At 33.9% G+C, this 19,778-nt stretch carries 16 protein-coding genes and 1 pseudogene; 9 read left to right on the top strand and 8 right to left on the bottom strand.

Going from position 1 to position 19,778, the window contains the following annotated elements:
• Window positions 1–47 precede the first annotated feature (47 nt).
• Window positions 48–1,223 (bottom strand): mannose-6-phosphate isomerase, encoded by a 1,176-nt coding sequence (gene manA, locus H1X92_RS09410; protein ID WP_180559896.1) that lies wholly within the window; start codon window positions 1,221–1,223, stop codon window positions 48–50.
• A gap of 169 nt (window positions 1,224–1,392) precedes the next feature.
• Here manA and fumC point away from each other — a divergent pair, with 169 nt between their 5' ends.
• Window positions 1,393–2,790: a class II fumarate hydratase gene (gene fumC, locus H1X92_RS09405; RefSeq protein ID WP_180559895.1), complete on the top strand. Its 1,398-nt coding sequence runs from the start codon at window positions 1,393–1,395 to the stop codon at window positions 2,788–2,790.
• 49 nt (window positions 2,791–2,839) lie between these two features.
• On the opposite strand, the gene tus is transcribed toward fumC, so the two are convergent.
• Window positions 2,840–3,760, bottom strand: coding sequence for a DNA replication terminus site-binding protein (gene tus, locus H1X92_RS09400; RefSeq protein ID WP_180559894.1), 921 nt, complete (start codon window positions 3,758–3,760; stop codon window positions 2,840–2,842).
• Between the two features lie 262 nt (window positions 3,761–4,022).
• Between tus and H1X92_RS09395 the strand changes: the two genes are divergently transcribed.
• Window positions 4,023–5,462, top strand: coding sequence for a PhoPQ-activated protein PqaA family protein (locus H1X92_RS09395; protein ID WP_180559893.1), 1,440 nt, complete (start codon window positions 4,023–4,025; stop codon window positions 5,460–5,462).
• Between the two features lie 77 nt (window positions 5,463–5,539).
• On the opposite strand, the gene H1X92_RS09390 is transcribed toward H1X92_RS09395, so the two are convergent.
• Window positions 5,540–6,772, bottom strand: a complete 1,233-nt coding sequence (locus H1X92_RS09390; RefSeq protein WP_180559892.1) for an MFS transporter — start codon at window positions 6,770–6,772, stop codon at window positions 5,540–5,542.
• Window positions 6,773–7,290: 518 nt separating this feature from the next.
• On the opposite strand from H1X92_RS09390, the pseudogene H1X92_RS09385 reads away from it, so the two are divergent.
• The 3 genes and pseudogenes from H1X92_RS09385 (at window position 7,291) to bioD (ending at window position 10,948) form a co-directional block, all read left to right on the top strand.
• Window positions 7,291–8,728: pseudogene (locus H1X92_RS09385) on the top strand (DASS family sodium-coupled anion symporter).
• Between the two features lie 213 nt (window positions 8,729–8,941).
• The gene (locus H1X92_RS09380) at window positions 8,942–10,153 is read left to right on the top strand and encodes an ROK family protein (protein ID WP_180559891.1); all 1,212 of its coding nucleotides are present in this window, start codon (window positions 8,942–8,944) and stop codon (window positions 10,151–10,153) included.
• A gap of 114 nt (window positions 10,154–10,267) precedes the next feature.
• Entirely contained in the window at window positions 10,268–10,948 is a 681-nt protein-coding gene (gene bioD / locus H1X92_RS09375) for a dethiobiotin synthase (protein WP_180559890.1), read from the top strand.
• Window positions 10,949–10,999: 51 nt separating this feature from the next.
• Here the strand turns inward: bioD and H1X92_RS09370 are convergent, their stop codons facing one another.
• The 3 genes from H1X92_RS09370 to ydfG all read right to left on the bottom strand — a co-directional run bounded on the left by H1X92_RS09370 (window position 11,000) and on the right by ydfG (window position 12,432).
• Entirely contained in the window at window positions 11,000–11,248 is a 249-nt protein-coding gene (locus H1X92_RS09370) for a DUF1161 domain-containing protein (RefSeq protein ID WP_180559889.1), read from the bottom strand.
• A gap of 28 nt (window positions 11,249–11,276) precedes the next feature.
• Window positions 11,277–11,594, bottom strand: coding sequence for a DUF1283 domain-containing protein (locus H1X92_RS09365; protein ID WP_180559888.1), 318 nt, complete (start codon window positions 11,592–11,594; stop codon window positions 11,277–11,279).
• Between the two features lie 79 nt (window positions 11,595–11,673).
• Window positions 11,674–12,432, bottom strand: a complete 759-nt coding sequence (ydfG, locus tag H1X92_RS09360; RefSeq protein WP_180559887.1) for a bifunctional NADP-dependent 3-hydroxy acid dehydrogenase/3-hydroxypropionate dehydrogenase YdfG — start codon at window positions 12,430–12,432, stop codon at window positions 11,674–11,676.
• A gap of 267 nt (window positions 12,433–12,699) precedes the next feature.
• On the opposite strand from ydfG, the gene H1X92_RS09355 reads away from it, so the two are divergent.
• From H1X92_RS09355 to H1X92_RS09345, 3 genes are all read left to right on the top strand, one after another.
• The gene (locus tag H1X92_RS09355) at window positions 12,700–13,458 is read left to right on the top strand and encodes a CDP-diacylglycerol diphosphatase (RefSeq protein WP_180559886.1); all 759 of its coding nucleotides are present in this window, start codon (window positions 12,700–12,702) and stop codon (window positions 13,456–13,458) included.
• Between the two features lie 771 nt (window positions 13,459–14,229).
• Window positions 14,230–14,730, top strand: a complete 501-nt coding sequence (locus H1X92_RS09350) for a bactofilin family protein (RefSeq protein ID WP_180559885.1) — start codon at window positions 14,230–14,232, stop codon at window positions 14,728–14,730.
• Between the two features lie 97 nt (window positions 14,731–14,827).
• Complete coding sequence (locus H1X92_RS09345) at window positions 14,828–15,091, top strand: hypothetical protein (RefSeq protein ID WP_225505352.1); 264 nt, start codon at window positions 14,828–14,830, stop codon at window positions 15,089–15,091.
• A gap of 137 nt (window positions 15,092–15,228) precedes the next feature.
• Here the strand turns inward: H1X92_RS09345 and H1X92_RS09340 are convergent, their stop codons facing one another.
• Together H1X92_RS09340 and H1X92_RS09335 are read right to left on the bottom strand one after the other, a co-directional pair.
• Complete coding sequence (locus H1X92_RS09340) at window positions 15,229–15,411, bottom strand: hypothetical protein (RefSeq protein ID WP_180559884.1); 183 nt, start codon at window positions 15,409–15,411, stop codon at window positions 15,229–15,231.
• Between the two features lie 82 nt (window positions 15,412–15,493).
• Window positions 15,494–16,810, bottom strand: coding sequence for an aryl-sulfate sulfotransferase (locus tag H1X92_RS09335; RefSeq protein WP_180559883.1), 1,317 nt, complete (start codon window positions 16,808–16,810; stop codon window positions 15,494–15,496).
• A 705-nt stretch (window positions 16,811–17,515) separates the two neighbouring features.
• Between H1X92_RS09335 and H1X92_RS09330 the strand changes: the two genes are divergently transcribed.
• On the top strand, window positions 17,516–19,573 hold the full coding sequence (locus H1X92_RS09330) for a hypothetical protein (protein ID WP_180559882.1): 2,058 nt from the start codon (window positions 17,516–17,518) through the stop codon (window positions 19,571–19,573).
• The last annotated feature ends 205 nt before the right edge of the window (window positions 19,574–19,778 follow it).

The raw sequence follows: 19,778 nt of genomic DNA, 5'->3' as shown, positions 1-19,778 counted from the left end.
TTTAATAAAATATATTATATACAGCTTTGCATGTATTTTAATTTTTGCTAATAATTAAAAACTCTGGCCAATTTACCTTTTCCATTAAGCATAATTTGCCTTTCGGATGCGGATATAAATATTGATTCACCAGATAGAATTTCGGCAGTTTGGTTTTCTGAGGTGATAGATATCTTACCATCAACACAAAATAAAATGGTCGCTGAACTGTTTTCTATTGTAGTTAATTGATGATCAATCAGATATAAAGAAAAAGCAAAATCATCAACTGGAATGGGATAACAACATTCATTATCGCGTATATTCGGTTGTAGTAATAATGTATTGCAGGGTTTGCTAATGAAATCTATATTAGCCAGTAATTCAGCAATATCAACATGCTTATTAGTTAATCCCGCACGTAGTACATTGTCAGAATTAGCCATCACCTCTAATCCAACGCCTTCAATATAGGCATGCGGCGTTCTAGCATAAAGAAACATTGCTTCACCGGGTTGTAATTCAATAATATTCAATAACAATGGTGCAAAGAGTCCATTATCGTCAGGATAGAGTGGCAGCATTTTTTTGATTGTGAGCCATGGTTCTCCATCTCCTTGAGGTACAACAGATTTTAAGGCGGTGAGTAGCCGTTGCTTTTCTCCTGTTGGCAGGTTTAATAAATGTTTAAAAAGTTGTGCTAGTTGATTTTCTGTTGGTGTCTTTAAAAATAGCTGGATAATTGGTGAAGCTTCTGCAATCGGCGTCAAGAGATTAGTGATTTCTTTTAAAGGGCGAAATGAATTTAGCGCTTTGAAGGGTGTTAAAGCATAAATTAATTCAGGTTTATGATTATCATCTTTATAATTACGCTTTGGACAATTGTGGGCAATCCCGGCGGCGTTTTCCTGCTTAAAACCTGCTTCGGCAGCAATTTTATCTGGATGCACCTGAATTGAAAGTGGTTGTGCAGCACAGAGTACTTTGAATAAAAAAGGTAAGCGATGAAATTTTTGCGCAATTTTTTTACCGAGGTAATATGTCGGATCGGTTGCGATTAATTTATCTAACGATATTTTTTGCTGATTATTAATATCTTCTACAATGGAGCTGGCTTTAGGATGTGCACCCATCCATAATTCAGCCATCGGTAAATGCTGAGGATTTTTGATATGGTAAAGCTTGGTTAGGGCATCTTTACTTCCCCAGTCATAGTGTTGAATCTTATTGATCATTTTAAACATATAATACTGCTCTTAGTTGATAAAATTTTATTTTTAACTGTAATGCAATAAACCCGCTTATCTCTCACATTTTAAATTAAAAATAGTGCATGATTTCAAGTACAATTAGTTTATCTGCAAAGATGGATTTATGCATATCCAATTATTTTATGCTAAGGAGATAACAATAATGTCAGAATATCGCATTGAAAAAGACTCAATGGGTGAAATTAAAGTCCCAGCGGATAGGCTATGGGGCGCACAAACGCAACGCTCGCTCGAGCATTTCCGTATCTCAGTGGAAAAAATGCCTGTTGCCTTGATCCATGCATTGGCATTAACTAAAAAAGCAGCAGCTGAAGCAAATACTGATTTAGGTTTGATAGCAAAGGATAAGGCTGATGCTATTATCGCCGCTGCTGATGAAGTCTTAGCGGATAAGCATATGGCTGAATTTCCATTAGCCATCTGGCAGACTGGTTCTGGTACGCAAACTAATATGAATATAAATGAAGTCTTAGCGAACAGAGCGAGTGAAATTTTAGGCGGAAAAAAAGGTCAACAACGTTTAATTCATCCAAATGATGATGTAAACAAAAGCCAGAGTTCTAATGATGTATTTCCAACAGCAATGCATGTGGCTGCTGTTATTGCTTTACACCAACATCTGTTACCTAAATTAAACCAGCTACGAACTACTTTTAAGCAGAAATCTGACGCTTTTAATGATATTGTCAAAATTGGCCGCACGCATCTTCAAGATGCAACACCTTTAACGTTAGGCCAAGAAATATCAGGATGGGAAGCCATGCTAGCTTATAATATTCGTCATATCGAAGAAAGTATTCCTCATCTTAGTGAATTAGCCTTGGGTGGAACTGCGGTTGGTACCGGGTTAAATACCCATCCTGAATATGCTGTTAAGGTTGCCAGTAAAATTGCAAAATTATCCGGTTTACCGTTTGTTACTTCACCTAATAAATTTGAAGCTTTAGCGACGTGTGATGCTTTGGTTCATGCTCATGGTGCTTTAAAAGGTTTAGCCGCTTCATTAATGAAAATCGCTAATGATGTAAGGTGGTTAGCCTCAGGTCCTCGTTGTGGTATTGGCGAAATTATGATCCCTGAAAATGAGCCTGGTAGTTCGATAATGCCAGGAAAAGTCAATCCAACTCAGTGTGAAGCATTAACTATGCTTTGTGCTCAAGTTATGGGTAATGATGTAGCTATTAATATTGGTGGTGCATCAGGTAATTTTGAACTTAATGTTTTTCGACCCATGATTATAGATAATTTTTTACAATCAGTGCGTTTATTAGCGGACGGTATACTGAGTTTTAATGATCATTGTGCTAAAGGAATTGAACCTAATCGCCAGCGTATAGACAAATTATTACATGAATCATTAATGCTAGTTACTGCACTAAATACGCATATTGGTTATGATAAAGCCGCTGAAATCGCCAAAAAAGCCCATAAAGAAGGTTTAACCCTTAAGCAAGCAGCATTGAAACTCGCTTATTTAACGGCAGAAGAGTTTGATAGTTGGGTGCGGCCTGAAAATATGGTAGGTAGTATGAAAAAGTAGTTTTATTCTTTATAAAGAAAGAAACCGAGACAATATCTCGGTTTTTTACTTAAATCTCTTGATAAAGATGTAACCGAGCAATAATCAATTTTAGTTTTTTATTTTTTGGTTTATGTTTTATTTTTATATTATTAATATCATAGTCAGAAAGTGTACCTAATTTTGTTAAATGGTTGGTATTACAACTAAACGATAAAAGTGGAAGTGGGCAAGCATATTGTACTTGTCGTTTTTCATTTGCGTACCAAACTCTGGCAATCGGTTGAACTTTTACCGGGCGTTGTATTTTTAATATGGCATCATTAGGAATGCTATTTATATCTTGGATCTCTTTTTCAACTAAATGACGCCATTGTTGCTTAGTATATGCCGACATTGCTTTTTCAGATCGATAGTTTTTATCTAGTCGTTCAAGTATTTGCGCTTTTGTCACCTTATTGACGATATTTTTATTAGCCCAGCCAAAATTTATACTATCAGGTGAGTCAACATAATTGATTTTACGATAGGCATTAAGGGTAATTAATCCATGCAATTGTTGATGAATAAATTCAAAGCGTTGTTCTTTTTTTATGCCTGATTCAAGAGTAACAATATTTTTTAACTCTATTTTTAACTTATTAATTGTTTCCAGTTGTTTTTTTATTACGGAGTAACGTTGTGGTGATAGGTGAAAACATAATGCACCAGGTAGTCTTATTGCCGTTTTATTACTAATGTGGTGTGGATTATCATGAATAAATAATCTGTTATAGTTTGTTAATGCTAAGTTTAAAGCTGTTTTACCTGTTAACGTGTTAATTGCTATTTGATTAATATCATTATTTTCATCTCCTTTCTTGGTTTCAGGTAATTTAAATACTATTGCTGAGGTTAAAGTTAAGGTATTAAGTTCAGTTAATAAGATAGCTAATTTATCTTTTAATAGATCAAAACATTTACATAATTTATATCTTGCGTCGTATTTCATATAAAACCTTTATTTAGTTACAACATACTATTTATTATAATCATAAAAATACCTAACCTACTAAGAAAATAATAAAATTTCTACCAATTAGAGAGAAAGGCTATTATAACCAGGATTTCTACTCAAGTAGCTCAAAGAGTCGGGGTACTAATGGCGGGTATTAAACTAAATCAAAAGGTAGGATTTGTCTTAGCTCATATCTTTGATTTAATGCAGGTCTTAAATTAACAAAGTAGTACATCTTGTTATCAAAAGGTAATTAATGAAACTTATTAAATTATTTTTTACTCTTTTCATTTGTTTTTGTACTCAAAGCCATGCCTTATCACAAGAAAAAAATTTTCAGCTTTCAGATATTATTATCTATTATCAGCAACTGCTAGCCGCCAATCCGATAAAATATTCTATTTATGGCCGAGATAAAATAGACGATGTAGAACTTATAAAATACAAAATGGTATCTCAAGTGTGGTCACCAGAAAAATTAGTTCCCCCACAAACTTGGCTTCATAATCTTGATATATATATTCCAACAATACCAAAGCCTAAATATGCGCTTATTATAATAAATGGTGGGGGAAGGTATGATAACAAAAATTTTTCGCCAGATTTTAACAAAGAAATGCTTCTCGATATTGCCAAAAAAACTAATGTTATTGTTATTTCAATTAATAATATCGTAAATAGCTATGTTATATCGAATAATGATAATAAATTTCTCAGTGAAAATGAGCAACAATATGATTTTATTGCTCGTAATTGGGCGCTATTTATGAATAATCCTGAAAGAAGAGCATTACCAGTAGATATACCGATGACTGCCGTTGTTTCGCAAACTATTCGGTTTACTAAACAAGAATTAAAAAAATGGAATATCAATAAATTTATTGTATCAGGCGTCTCAGCTCGAGGATGTACAGCATGGTTAGCTGCTATTGCCAATCCTGATATTGCTGCCATCGTGCCTTTTGCTAATGATGGTCTTAATACCAATAAAATGCTAAAACATGTATATCGGAGTTATGGAAAAAATTGGCCATTCGCATTTCTTCCTTTTTATAATCAAAAAATTGATCAAATGATCGGCTCATTTCATTTTTTAAAGCTAATGCAAATAGTTGATCCGCTACAATATCTTCATTCAGATCATCAAAACCGACTTAGCATACCCAAATATATTATTAATGCGAGCAGTGATAACTTTTATACCCCAGATAACTCTCGTTTTTACTATGATAAATTACCTGGCATTAAATCGTTAAGGATCATACCAAATACTAATCATATTAATATATTAGCTTTCACCGCCCCCTCTTTAATTTCATTTATTAATCGCTTGAATAGAAAAGTACCATTACCAAAATTGAGTACCTGTATGGGTAAAAATAAACTCACTGTTCACTTCTCAGAAAAACCTGTCAAAATTACCCGCTGGATAGCAAAAAATCCCGTTGCGAGAGATTTTCGTCGCTCATGTGGTATAAAGTATCTGCCTTCATCAATCAAAATTGGCACGGATGAAAATATAACTGTTGCTATAAACACTAAAATAATGGGTTGGCAAGCCACTTATATTGAAGCTATTTTTAGTGACGGCTATGTTGCTACAACTGAGGTATACATTACACCCGATGAAAAATTTCCAATAACTGCGCCACCGGTAAAAAACTCAAACTGCCAAACTTTACCAGGGCGAATTTAAAGTTAATTAGTGCTAATATAGATAAATTAAAGTCTTAATTAAAGCACAAAGTTTTATATTTGATTAAGACCAGCAATTTATATTTTCCTTAGTTTAATACTAATAATTAATCCAAGAGAAGTTAAAAATATAATAAAACCGATAATTCCATTCCATTTCCAATTACTCCAAAATACACTGCCTAATGTGCCGGCTATACTGGATCCACCATAATAGCTGAACAAATACCATGATGATGCCTGAGCTTTAGCTCGCTTTGCTCGTTTACCAATCCAGCTACTGACAATAGCATGAGCAGCAAAAAAACCTACCGTCAATATCACCATACCTAATAAAATAATTGTGATCGGGGAAAAAAAAGTAATTGCGATACCAATAAACATTAAACAAATCGCAATAAATAAAATATCTGCATAATTATACTTTAATGCTAAAAAACCAGCTTTAGACGCGCTATAAGTTCCGGCTAAAAAAATGAAAGATAATAACCCAATCATAGTCTGAGTAAAATTATAAGGAGCTTCCAATAATCGATAACCTATATAATTATAGAGTGTTATAAAACTTCCCATAATGATAAAACCAATCATAAATAAAAAAGGTAATCCTTTATCTCTAAGATGGACTCTAAAATTAACCCATAGGAAACGGGGACGAACTGAGGAGGCTCTAAAATGTTGCGAAGGCGGTAATAAACGCCAAAAAATAATGGCAGCAATAAAGGTGAGCAAACTAAATACAATCGTTGCTATTCGCCAAGAAAAATGATCGGTTAGAATACCGGTAATTAAGCGCCCACTCATACCACCTATCGAATTACCACTAATATATAATCCCATTGAAAGTGCTAAATAGTTGGGATGAATTTCTTCACTAAGATAAGTCATGGCAACAGCCGCAACACCACTCAAAGCAAGACCAACCAATGCTCTAGTTAATAAAATACCATCCCAACTTTGTATAAATGCACTGATAAAGGTAATAATAGCCGCACTCATTAAAGCAATCACCATAATATTTTTGCGGCCTATCGCATCGGAAAGGGGACCGGTAACAAGCAGTCCCAGCGCAAGCAAGCCTGTACACAATGAAAGTGACATACTAGATTGGGCAGGTGATATTTTAAACTCGCTTGACAAAATGGGAAGTATTGGTTGCACAAAATAGAGTAAGGCAAAAGTCGATAATCCCACCATATAGAATGACAAAGTAACCCGTATATAGAGAGCATCACGATATTTTATATGATGCTGAAAGTTGTCTTTTTGGCAACTATCATTCTCTTTATTATCTTTTTGAGATATTTTCATCGAATACCTGATAATTATTAACTAGTCATTGATACCAGAATAAATAAAATGACATATTTTGTCCAATATATAAATTGAATAAGCATATTAAAGATAACAACATAAATAACAAAAGGTGTATTACTTTAATTAAAAAATTTTAACTAAAATGCCTGACAAAACTTTTGTAAATACTTTTTTTCTTCTGCTCATTTATATATTTATTATATCAATTATAAATTAATCCATTAACTTAATAAATTGAATGAAATTTAATTAATCATTATAAAACATCTAGATGCTTATCATTTTTTAATCATTAAAAAATTATCAATCAAAGTTATACTAAAAAACATTTAATCAAACATAATAAAATTTTGTATATCTATATATTTTTATTTTTCATTAGTATTATCTCTATAAATTTCACCTTTATTTTGATATTAAAAGATATGCATTAATATCTTAACGCTCTAAAATTATTACTGCGCTATTATACAATTCATGAAAATAGAACTGAGCAGAAGGAAAGAGCAGTTATGGCTAACAAAATAACGAGTCAAGTAAAATGGCTACCTCTAATGATTATCACTATAATCGCAACATTTTTTTGGTATCAAAACCCACCAACAGGCTTAAGTATTGCTGCCTGGCAGACCGTTATTATTTTTATAGCAACTATTGCTTCAATTGTTGCTAAAGTATTACCCATCGGGGCAATTGGTCTAATTGGAATTACCATTTTTGCCCTTACTCACGCCGCCGGAGATGAGAGTGCAAGTGATGCCATTGTAACTGCTTTAAGTGAACTTAATATTAGTTTAATTTGGCTTATTGTGGTTGCTTTTATGATTGCTAGAGGTTTTATCAAAACCGGCTTAGGACGACGAATTGCATTACAAATGATCCGGTTATTAGGTAAAAGAACTCTAGGATTGGCTTATGGTCTCGCGGTGGCTGATTTGATTTTATCTCCAGCTATGCCAAGTAACACGGCACGTTGTGGTGGTGTTATTTATCCAATCGCTGATTCTTTAGCACGTAGTTTTGACTCCCATCCAGAAAACGAATCACGGCGAAAAATAGGAACTTTTCTGATAACTTGTATTGGTAATATTAATGATATTACTGCGGCAATGTTTATGACAGCTTATACGGGAAACTTACTGGCTGTTAAACTAGCCTCTAATGCAGGTGTTACCTTTACCTGGGGTAGCTGGCTATTAGCGGCGATTATTCCTTGCCTAATCTCATTTATTATTATTCCTCTATTGGTATATTGGTTAGTTCGACCAACTATTCGTCATACTCCAGATGCGCCAAAAATCGCACATGATGAATTAAAAAACGTAATGAATGGTTAATGTTAGCCACCGTATTGTTGCTACTTATATTATGGATATTTGGTGATATTTTAGGTATTGATCCTACTACTGCTTCTTTTACTGGTTTATCTGTATTACTACTTAGCGGTGTACTAACTTGGGAAGATGTAAAAAAAGAAAAAGATGCTTGGGATACCCTTATCTGGTTCGCCGCTCTATTAATGATGGCTAATGAGCTGAAAATTCTAGGATTTACGACTTGGTTCGGCAATCTTATTGGTGACAGTCTCAGCCATAGTATGTTAAATACTAATTGGGTTATTATTCTATTAATACTTAATGCCGCCTATTTTTACATCCACTATTTCTTTGCCAGCGGTAATGCTCAAATTGCTGCACTTTATGCCGTCTTCTTAGGGGTTGGTATCAATTTAGGTATTCCCACAGTTCCCACAGCATTAATGCTTGCTTTTTCTAGCAGCCTATATTGCTCTTTAACTCAATATCCCATGCTCGTGGGCCAATTCTTTTTGGTGCAGGTTATGTCCCAACAGGCGTATGGTGGAAGGTTGGTTTTATTATTAGTTTAGTCAATCAGGCCATTTTTCTTACAATTGGCCTATTATGGTGGAAAGTGCTCGGTTTTTATTAGAATAATATTTATGGCATAAAAACTTATTCTTTATGCCATAAATTGCAGTTAAAAATCATGCTATCGATTAAGTTAATTGCTATTAATACTTCTTTTTATAAGATGTTTTTTTTATAACTGTATTCTAGATCACAAAATAAAAGCTAAAATTCACATATACAAAAAATGCTCTTCATAATTGCAATTGATTTTAATACATTGAGTAAAATTTTTATGAATCAGCAAGTAGGGCATACTGATCAAATAAAACAGATCAACTTAAAGCTTGTCTATCGACTTATCGATCAATTTGGATCTATATCTCGAATTTCTTTGGCAAAAAAAGCCCGACTAGCGCCAGCTAGTATCACAAAAATTACCAGAGAACTTATTAATGCACACTTGATAAGAGAGGTCGAATTCCCTGATTTAGGTTTTAGGGGGAGGCCAATAACTGGCTTGGAAATTGTTAGCCAAGGTTGGCAGTTTTTATGTATTAGGATTAATAAGGGTTCATTAATTCTATCGTTATATGAACTAAATAATAAACTTTTACATGAAGACATTACTGAGCTAATTGCCAATGATAATGACTCATTTAACGAGCAGCTATTAACAAAAATCGAATATTTTTTTTCCTGCCATCAAGGTTGTTTAGAGCGATTGGTAGCAATTAGTGTAATTACTAATGCTATTATTAATTCCATCGATGGCATTATAATTAGCTCACCTTATTATAGTATTAAAAATTTTCCACTAAGAGAACGTTTAGAAACTCGTATTGGTCTACCTATCTATTTGCAAAATTGTACTACTGCCTGGACCATGAGTGAGTTTTTTTCCGATACATCTAAGTATAAAAAAAATATAATTCAAATCGTGGTTGATGATCATGTCAGTGCTTGTATTGTGACTAAAGGGAGTATCCTACCTTTAGGTAATAGTCATGCAATTGAAATTGGGCATATAAATATCAATTTTGAGGGGGTAGATTGCTATTGTGGTAACCAGGGTTGTTTGGAAACTCATATTGCAATCCCACAAATATTAAAAAAAGTTCAATCTATCGCTCATCAATATCCCAATTCTATCCTAAATAAAGAAAAAATCTCTATCCATGATTTTTGTCAGGCTATTAACCTGCAAGATCCAATTGCTGTTGATATTCTAGAGAAGGTAGGCCGACAAATCGGTAATACCCTTGCTGTAATGGTTAATATTTTCAATCCCCAATTAATTTTAATTGGCTCGCCTTTAAATGAAGTAAAAAATCAACTATTTCCTGTCATTAGTAAACATATTCTACAAAAATCTTTACCTTGTTACCAAAATAAAATGTCCCTTGTAGCCACTAAATTTAATAATGAAGGAACAATATTAGCTACCGCTATTATCAAAGATGCCTTATATAATGGTTCTCTATTGGCTAAATTAATGAAAGGATAAAAATTTGGCAAAAACGAATTAAGTAAAAAATTGAGCTAACGCAATTTTCTAAAAAAATACAATATCTTAAACTTCTTCAAAATTTCTTAATCTATTATAGATAAGGTTTAAGATATGTTGACAAGTTTATTTATAACAGGAACAAATACCCATGTAGGTAAAACAATTGCTACCCGTGCTTTATTGCAATCACTCAACAATAACGCTGGCAGTGCAATAGGTTATAAGCCTATTATAGAGACAAAATTTCAAAAGACATCAGTCGTGGATGAACTAACCAAATTTACCAGTACTATTATACAATCATCACCTATTTCTCTAACTGCTAATGAAATAAATCCAATAATCATTCAAAATAGCCAAGAACAAGAGTCAGTTATTGATTTTAATGAAATTAATAAAAAAATAACTATTCTAAAGCAAAAAGCCAATTATATTATTATTGAAGGTTGTGGAGGGTGGCGTCACTTACTTAATCAGCAAACGTTTTATTCCGACTGGGTGATCCAACAAAAAATACCCGTTATTTTAGTTGTTGGTATACAACCCGGCTGTATTAATCATGCTCTATTAACAGCACACGCTATTATTCAAGACGGCGTTAGTTTAATTGGATGGATAGCCAATCGTATTAATCCTGGTTTAACTTGTTATGCGCAAATTATTGATAGGTTACAGTGTCACATACCAGCACCTAAACTAGGGGAAATTCCTTATTTACTGAGGCCGGAAGAGCGGGATTTATCTGAGTATATAGATAAAAAGCTGTTAAAAAACATGATTAGAAATTGCTAATACTAAAACAAAAAAGGGTGCATCTTTAATGTCACCCTTAATCATTAAGTACTAATAATGTAGGAAGCGGGTATAAACAATTTTAAATTTATCATCTTGACAATGACCAACAACTTTAACTTTTGTTGCATCTACTTGTTTAGTTGGTAAAATCTCTAGTTTAAATGCATTCAAGGAAACGCCTTTTTTAACAATTTTGTCTGTAATATCCTGCTTAATATTTTCACAAGAAGATGATGCTAGTGCCATCGTTGGTACGGCAAAACATAGCAATAAGCTTAATAAAGATATTTTTTTCATGTCCATTCCCTTAAGGTTTAAAACATTTTTAAGCACGTATAGGTTGCCCTGTATTACTGTCCAAACAACGTTTAGTTTTAGATTCCCAATAAGCACTCAATTTACTACTTTTATAGCAAGCCTCACTTTCGTCAATTGCCTTATCTAACTTATCAAACTCCTTTTCTGTCCGTTTATTAACTTTTTTACGTAATAGTTGCGTTTCATTCCATTGCTCTTTCTGTTCACGCGCTTGTTCTTTTGTTAAAGCACTATTACCATCATGAACAAATAATTCTACCGCCGAAACAGTTCCGATAGACAAATAACCAGCCAATAAAGCTAATATTGATATATTTTTAAACATAATTTACCACCTTCTTATTAGTAAAAAAATATTTACTCTAGTTAAATAGAGCTATATTATAACAAAATATATTTAAAGATTAGCAATTATCGTTATAAAATTCTCTATCTATGCTTAGGCCAGCAAATGATTGGCAAACAGGCATCATTTCCAAAATATTAATATTAACATGTGCAGGTAACGTTGAAACCCATAAAACAGCTTCAGCAATATCTTCTGCTGTTAAGGCATTGGCGCCTTTATAAGTTTCGGATACTTTTTCTGCATCACCTTTAAATCGTATATTAGAGAATTCCGTTCCGGATACCAAACCTGGCTCAATATCCGTTATCCTTATTTTTTTGCCTTGTAAATCAGCACGTAAATTTAAAGAAAATTGTTTTACAAAGGCTTTAGTGGCACCATATACATTTCCTCCCTTATATGGCCAATTAGCTGCAATGGAACCAATATTAATGATGTGACCATGATTAGCAGCTACCATTGCTGGTAATATTGCGCGCGTCATATGAACTAATCCTTTCACATTAGTATCAATCATAATATCCCAGTCATCTGTATTAGCCGTTTCAGCGGTATCTAAGCCTAAAGCTAGACCAGCATTATTTACCAGTACATCAACTTTTTTAAAATTTAAGTTATTAACTACATCATTAATGGCTTGCTTATCCATTATATCTAGCAGGATAGGGTGAAAATTTTTTCCTAACTGCTGATGCAGTTTTTTTAACCTTGTTTCTCGTCGACCTGTACCAATAACAATGTGGCCATTAGCAATAAATTTTTTAGTTATTGCCTCACCAAACCCCGAGGTAACACCAGTGACAAAAATTATCATTATTTACCTTCTTTTATTATTATGATTCTAATTAGCTGTAAGTAAAAAACCTCGCATAAAAAGAGTCAAGTAATATCTTTAAAGCATGCTAGCTGCGTATTAAAGTTACATTCCGTTAAAAAAGAAAAATAATTAGCACATTAAATTAACAAATAGATAGAATAAACTTACATATACCTTATACTGGATGAGCAATAAACGCTGATAGTCGCGCTAAATCAGCCATTCTAAAATGCTTTTAAGGAAATTTTTATAATAGGATTTTTTATGAAAAAAACTATCAAATTAGTCCTCAAGATATTTTTTGCTTTACTTTTATCTATATTAATTTATTTTGCCTATATAAAAATAAATAGTGATAAGTTATGGCAAGCTATTAATCAACAATGTATCCCTCAGTTTAAAAATGGCAATTTACAATCTCCATGTATCAAAGTTGACCAACAACATCGGTATGTTATTTATAAGGACATGAAGGGACCATTACATGATTTATTATTACCGTTAGATAAAATCTCTGGCATTGAAAGTCCTATTTTGCAACAAAAAAATACAGAAAATTATTTCATGTTAGCATGGCAAAATCGGGAGCTATTTATAAAATCAGCCAATAAACCCATCAATGAGCAATTTCTTTCTCTTGCTATAAACTCAAAATATGGTCGCACACAAGAGCAATTACACATTCATTTAGCCTGTTTAAAACCTGAAGTCTATCAATCAATAAAAGAAAATGAGCATACCATAACCGCGAACTGGCAACCCTTAAAGGAAAGAATTAATAGTCATCAATACCTAGCCATTAAAGTTTTCGCGTCAGACATAAATAAAATATCACCCTTTAATTATCTAGAAAAGTATGTCGCAGAGCAGGGTGATAATATTGCCTATTATGGCTTAGCGATGATACCCAGCACACAAAAAAATGAGTTTATTTTGTTGGCAAGCCGATTAAAATTGCTCGATTTCAATCTTGGTTCAGCGGGGACAATTCAAGATTATCAGTGCAAATTAAGTGATAATTAACGCTATTTTTAATAATAAAACATCAGTAAAAAAGTGGCTAACCTAATAGATAATTAGTCGCTTTTAATTATACTTTTAATATAAATTATCATTTAAAATAACTATCAAATTCATTATATTACTTCAACAAAATAACGCTTATCTTGTTATCAAAATAGTAACGAATCACACTTATAAAATTAAAAAATTAACTTAAATAATAATTTTATAATTCTTCTGATTTAGAATAAAAGTATAAAAATTATAACATAAGTCAACATTTCTAACCGAAGATACATTGTAATATACAAAAGCTAACTAATATCATGAATAATGATTAATTTTGTTGCAATTTAGCTATTTTATAATAGGTAAAAAAGTGCTATTTATTTTCTCTATATAATAACAATCCGTATTTTGCATTATGGGAACATTAAAAAGATGATTTAATTTAAAAAATCAATCTATGAGACATGTTAATCTAGCAGTATTTAACAAAACACTAAATACCTTAACAACAACATCCGCTTTATATAAAAGTGAAACGATTAATGACATAAAATTATCATGGAGATGACAAAAAAAATTTTTACTTTACGCATCATAAACTCTGCATTTAATACTGTGCTAGTTAATTAAAATCCGGTGGAGGACTAGGTGCGATTAATCAATGTAGCAATTGTTGCATGGTGTTTTTCTATTATCATGTATTCTACTGGTTTTTTTTGGGGTTGCTTTAGCAGTGGATTAGTCTCTAGCCTGCTAATTATCTATTATTTTAGGAGAAAGATTTTGTTTAAGAAACGGGAAATTGAAAGTACAGAAAACAAACAAAGCACAGAGAATAATCTTGAAAACAAAAGTGACATGAAGACCATTATATGCGCTGAAACTTGTTTTACTGGCGATATTGTTTCAGATGCAGATATCCTTATTGATGGTAAATATATCGGCAATATTTTATGTAAACAAAACACGGTAATTGTAACAAAAACTGGCATTGTAACAGGCAGTATATTAGCTAAAAAATCAATTATCGATGGCAAAATTGAAGGTCGTGTTGAATCAAATTTAATCGAAATTCAAAAAAATGGCATGATTGAAGGTGAAATTTATAGTGAAAATCTGTCCATCGAGGATGGTGGATTCTTTATTGGAATATCGAAAAAAATCACAGTAGATCTGAATAAAAAAATACCTGAACGAAATAATGTGCAAGAACATAAAAAACATCAAAAAATTGATGCTGCAAATACGGTTGCCTTAAAAGAAAAGAAAGAAAAAGTTTCTTAATTTACTTATCGGTTAGGATCGCTGGAAACATATTTAATGTTTCCAGTTGTAACATTTCTATAGGGAAGGGTAAAATCAAGGATAACAATATGTTCACATGCATAAAAATTTTGATATTATGAATATAAATAACTCTAATTATTCAAATTTAAATCCATCAGCTGTAAAAAAAGATGACCGCATTTATCACGATTCAAAGGCAAGACCTGTTGGGATAGCAGGAAAATTTAATCGTGTTACCAACAAAGTGGAAGTCCCGCAAAATATCCCGTTGATGACACCCGAGGATAAAATGCACCTTAATCGTATGTTTGATCGCTGTTTTACTACCGCCGAAAAATACGCGCATTTAAACAGATAAAATAACTTACAGCCCCGCTTTCAATGAATTTTATAATAAATATTCGCATAATGTATATTATGTTAAATTGCCATCATTTATATGAAACGATAAAGAAATAACTATATGTATATATTATCAGTTTTTGCCACTCTCTATTAATTATCCAGGCAAGGCATCGCTTTTATTATTTCTACGCACACATATGGTTTTTCTGATGTAAAATTAGCATCATTTTTATTTACACATAATTTTCTATTTTCGTCATAATAAAAACCATTAGGACAAGCATTAGCTAAAAACGTATAAATTAACAATAATGAACCCGTTGAGATTTTCAAATTTCGCCCTCCCTTACTATTCACGATAAAAAACTTTAGGGAACGTGATTCTTATTAAAAATCACCTCCCTCTGAAATTTATTTAATTACATCCAGGCATACTTTTATAATTTACACAATCTGCCTGTATAGGATGCTCACTATATTTTGTTCCCTTTGGTGCCCATGAGTAATCAACCGCATAAGCACGATAAATCTTATTCGACTTGTATTCAACAGGATTAACGGCATTGCCATAATATGGATTGACATATTCCCATACTATTTCTCCTTCCGCCGTTATCTGAAATAACCGGCCATTTTGCCCCTCAGTAATCAAAGTATTGCCATTTGGCAAACGTTGAGCATTACTCATGAAGGAGCTATAAAAATTATATAAAGGTTGCTTAGATTTGTCAGCATTATACTCCCAGACAATTTTCATTGATTGGGGGTCAATTTCAATCACTCTGGAAGCTGAGACGATGTTATTTTCTGCCTGTGGAAAGCCTGCTGCACCTTGGTTGTCGAATATTAATAGATTCCCTGCCCCTGGTAATCCATAAGGAATCATATGAATATTATGCGAACCTATTATCTGGTCAATTGGCCTGGGTATTCCCCCTTGATAGTTAACTGATGGAAAGTGAGGCCCTAGCCTCCAGACTATTTCACTGGTTTTACGGCAAATGATAACAGCTAAATTACCATTTCTTGAGTTGATAAGTATATTATCTGCAGCAAAGCGTTTATCTCCACTGTCATACCATTTATTTTTGCCTAATGGTGTAGCAGTATTTATATGAAATAAATTGCCAATTCTGGAACCCTTCATTATTTTTTGTTGTTGTGAGTCAAAGCCAAGCTTATCAAAGTGATCAGCAACCGACCAATGCCAAACGCTGTTTCCCTCTGGGGATATTATATCTATATAATCATCGATTATATCGTGATCCCATCCATCGATCCTTTTCTTCTTAGCTCGTAAAATAAGCATGTTACCATCAGGCAAACGCTGAATTTCATGATGCTGATGAGCAGGATCAATTTTCGAACCATATTGCCAAACAACTTTTCCTTGCCAGTTGACTTCGCCAATACTGACATTTCGCATTCCAGTAAACGGTTGATAATCTACACCATAATTATCTATAGTAGCGAGTTCAACTAAAATTTTACCTGAATTTTCGCCTGTTATAGGCCATGCAGGAAAAGCATGATAGGGCCAACGGTTAATTTCATTTCCCGTCATGTCTATAAGATAAGTTTTGGCGTCCCGACTGGCAAAAAGTATATAACCACTCCATGCCTTTGCGGGATCATAAAGTGTTGTGCCGTGTTTAATCGCCATTGGAATGGCATTAGCCGTTAAAGATAATGACATTAAATATAATGCTATAATTTTAATGATATCTTTCATCAATCACCTCCTTTTTTTATTAAAATACTCCTTTAATTATTTGGGCAGGGCATCTTTGCTTTGTCCATAAAACAACCGCTCTACGCTTTAACAGCATAACCGGATTTCCTTAGTTAAACTAACGACTATTATGCTGAGTTAAAGGATATGAGGGAATGTTAATACTTGATAAAAATCGATTAGTTAATTAAAAATAGGTACTAAAAAACAATTAAAATAACTAAAAAACCGCTCCATTAATATCCTGAACGCAAAACTATCCATTAATTAAGTGGCTATGATCCCCCTCTTCATGCCGCTGCAAAAAGTTTGAATTCTAAAGGGGTAAATTTTTTAGCTAGCTTTAACATAGGCTCCCACAACCCCGATTAGGGGTATCACCTGATACCCCATTCTGCCATCTTCTTGTCATAGTATAACCACTCTCCGGCTATAACTGCCTTAATCGTCGTTAGTGTGTCTCCTATATTGCAATAACTGGGCGACAAGTTTCAGCGGTTTGAGAACCGAAGGTCTAGAGCAGTATGCTGGCTCTGTTTCGGTGTTGTACACATACCAAAGCTGCTACCGCCCTTTAGCGTACTGACTATGGCGATAAAACCAGAGCAGACTGACCGGGGAACAATGAACGTTAATGCTGATCATGAAAAAATCTCAACAGGCTGCATTATACATTGATTTAACCAATTAGAGACTTTACTAAAAATGACTACATCACTTAATACTTACTTCAGAGCTTTTCAAGCATCAGATAACCTGGCTTACGCCGCGGGAAACTATGATAATTCGATGATGACAAAATTTGCCAAGTGTGCTGTCGGTGTCCTAACACTGGGTTTGGGATATGGGATCCTCTATCTTGTCGAACGGTATGCCAATGTAAATCCCAAAATTCATGAATTTTGCTATAACGCTAAAGCTATCGCGGATGAATTATCAGTAGCGATCGAGAATGGTAAAGACCATATAACAGTCACTTTAGATAATGGCCAGGAAATAACAATTCAACAAGATGGATGCAATCTACTGTTACGATCTCAAGACGAGCAGACGCAAATATTGAATGAAATGGATTTGGCAAAACTTTATCACAAAATCATTGATGACATTGAGTCCAATCCGGGGATCTATAGAATAGAGCTACCTAAAGAAGTGGAAATTAAAAATTCAAAAGAACCGCTAACTATATCCGAATTAGTAAAATTTATATCAAAATTAGTAGAACTAAATAACAAAATATCTGCTGATGATTGCTTATTGTTACGAAAGTCACCAGATGGAAACTATTTTTACGTGGCTAAAATGGAAGAGGTAAATAAGTCTAGCACACTGCACTTTCGCGCAAATCAAGCGGCTGAATTCATTGGGAATATGCTAGGGAAAGAGATTAAAACAAATCTCAGTATGGCTGACTTTGCCATACTGACATCACCACACGTCCCCGTCAGTCCGACACAGGCCTTTAATAAACCGGTATGTAGTACACCGTCAGAGGTTACAATGCGTTGGATAACGACATTAGCTCAAGCCTTAACTAAATTCGAGAATACAGAGCAGCAAAAAAAACTGATAACGGATTTGTTACAGGCGCAAAAAAGTCGCTGGTTGGCCCATGATATGAACTTGGAAAAAACTGTAAAATCGCTCACTAACGACAGTAATGCTCTGCGTAGCGATGGATTAAACGATTTAGCAAATCTGGCCTATTGTGAAAATTCTCCTGCGACAGATTTAGTATATCTTTTACCTAGAAATGAAAGAGATCTTCATTTGACGCGACTACACGATAATATTTATGGCAGGTATTTTGAATCAGTCTGGATCGCTGAGCTTGTCAATAATCCTCCTCAAGAGGTATTGAACGTGATGCATGCTATTGGAAATGGAATAGCGGATTTATTGGAAAGCCAAGCGGACTCAACACAAAGAACGTTGGTAGAATATTTACAAAAACGTGTTAAAGGTGATACAAGATTTTGGTTTAATCAAGTAGATGGTATTAGCCAATTTCCTGTATCTGCTTGGCCAAAATCAAAGGAATTACTGCTAAAACTATTACGTAATGAAATAACCAATGGGTTTGAAAGTATTGCCATCCCCTATTTATCCGTTAAGTTATTTAATGGCTTTTCTCAAATAGATAACTTAAGAAATGCCCCTTGGTACCAACAGATCAACTCAAATTACAAATCTGTGCTTACTCCACACCGAGGTCGCACTGACTCAACCCCAAACAATCCTGTTTCCCCTGCTGCAGGGATAACGCTGCGGCATCAATTAGCCGCAGTGTCAGAAAGCTGGATGACAATAACCGACAGACCGGCATTGCATTACAAACCTAAACTACATCAGAAAATAACTCCTATGCTTACCGCCCTGCGAAATGGGATCCCTTATAGTGCCGGGATATCTGGCTCAACGAACATTATGCTTGGTATTGTGTCATACCTACGTGAGCAAGGTCTGAACATCGACCCTAATTTTGCGCTGCTTGGCACCATGATGTTTATGACTTACGATGGCGGACACTCACCGCACGAGGTTTTATGGACGGCAAACCAATTTGGACCTAAAGTAGGATTTGACTTCAGCACACACTTAAATAATGAGACAACAAAATTCGCCCCATTAGATTTTGTTTCTGATTATCAGTTGTTCGCTAATATGTATAACGAAACCGGTTGTGAAAAGGCCATGCAGGATGCAATTGCTCTCGCTTTTGAAAAGACGATATCGCATTGTGAAAAATTAGGCAAACGATAATGCTGCTAATCACAGCTTGCCAAGCGTCAGGGCCAAAATAACTTCGCAGAAATAGCCATTACGCTCTGAGGAGAGAATGCGGGCTGTTAAACAGCCCCACTCATCTTCTATGTCCGCTGTTCCATTTTATACGCTACCCTATGTTATGTATAACCCCTTGCCCGCCAAAAGGTTTTATAGCCTCATGGTAGTGAAATAAATTCAG

Origin of the sequence: Arsenophonus endosymbiont of Apis mellifera, assembly GCF_903968575.1 — a bacterium.
Taxonomy (GTDB): domain Bacteria; phylum Pseudomonadota; class Gammaproteobacteria; order Enterobacterales; family Enterobacteriaceae; genus Arsenophonus; species Arsenophonus apicola.
The sequence above is the reverse complement of the archived record's forward strand: the minus strand, read 5'-3'. Positions and strand labels throughout refer to the sequence as shown.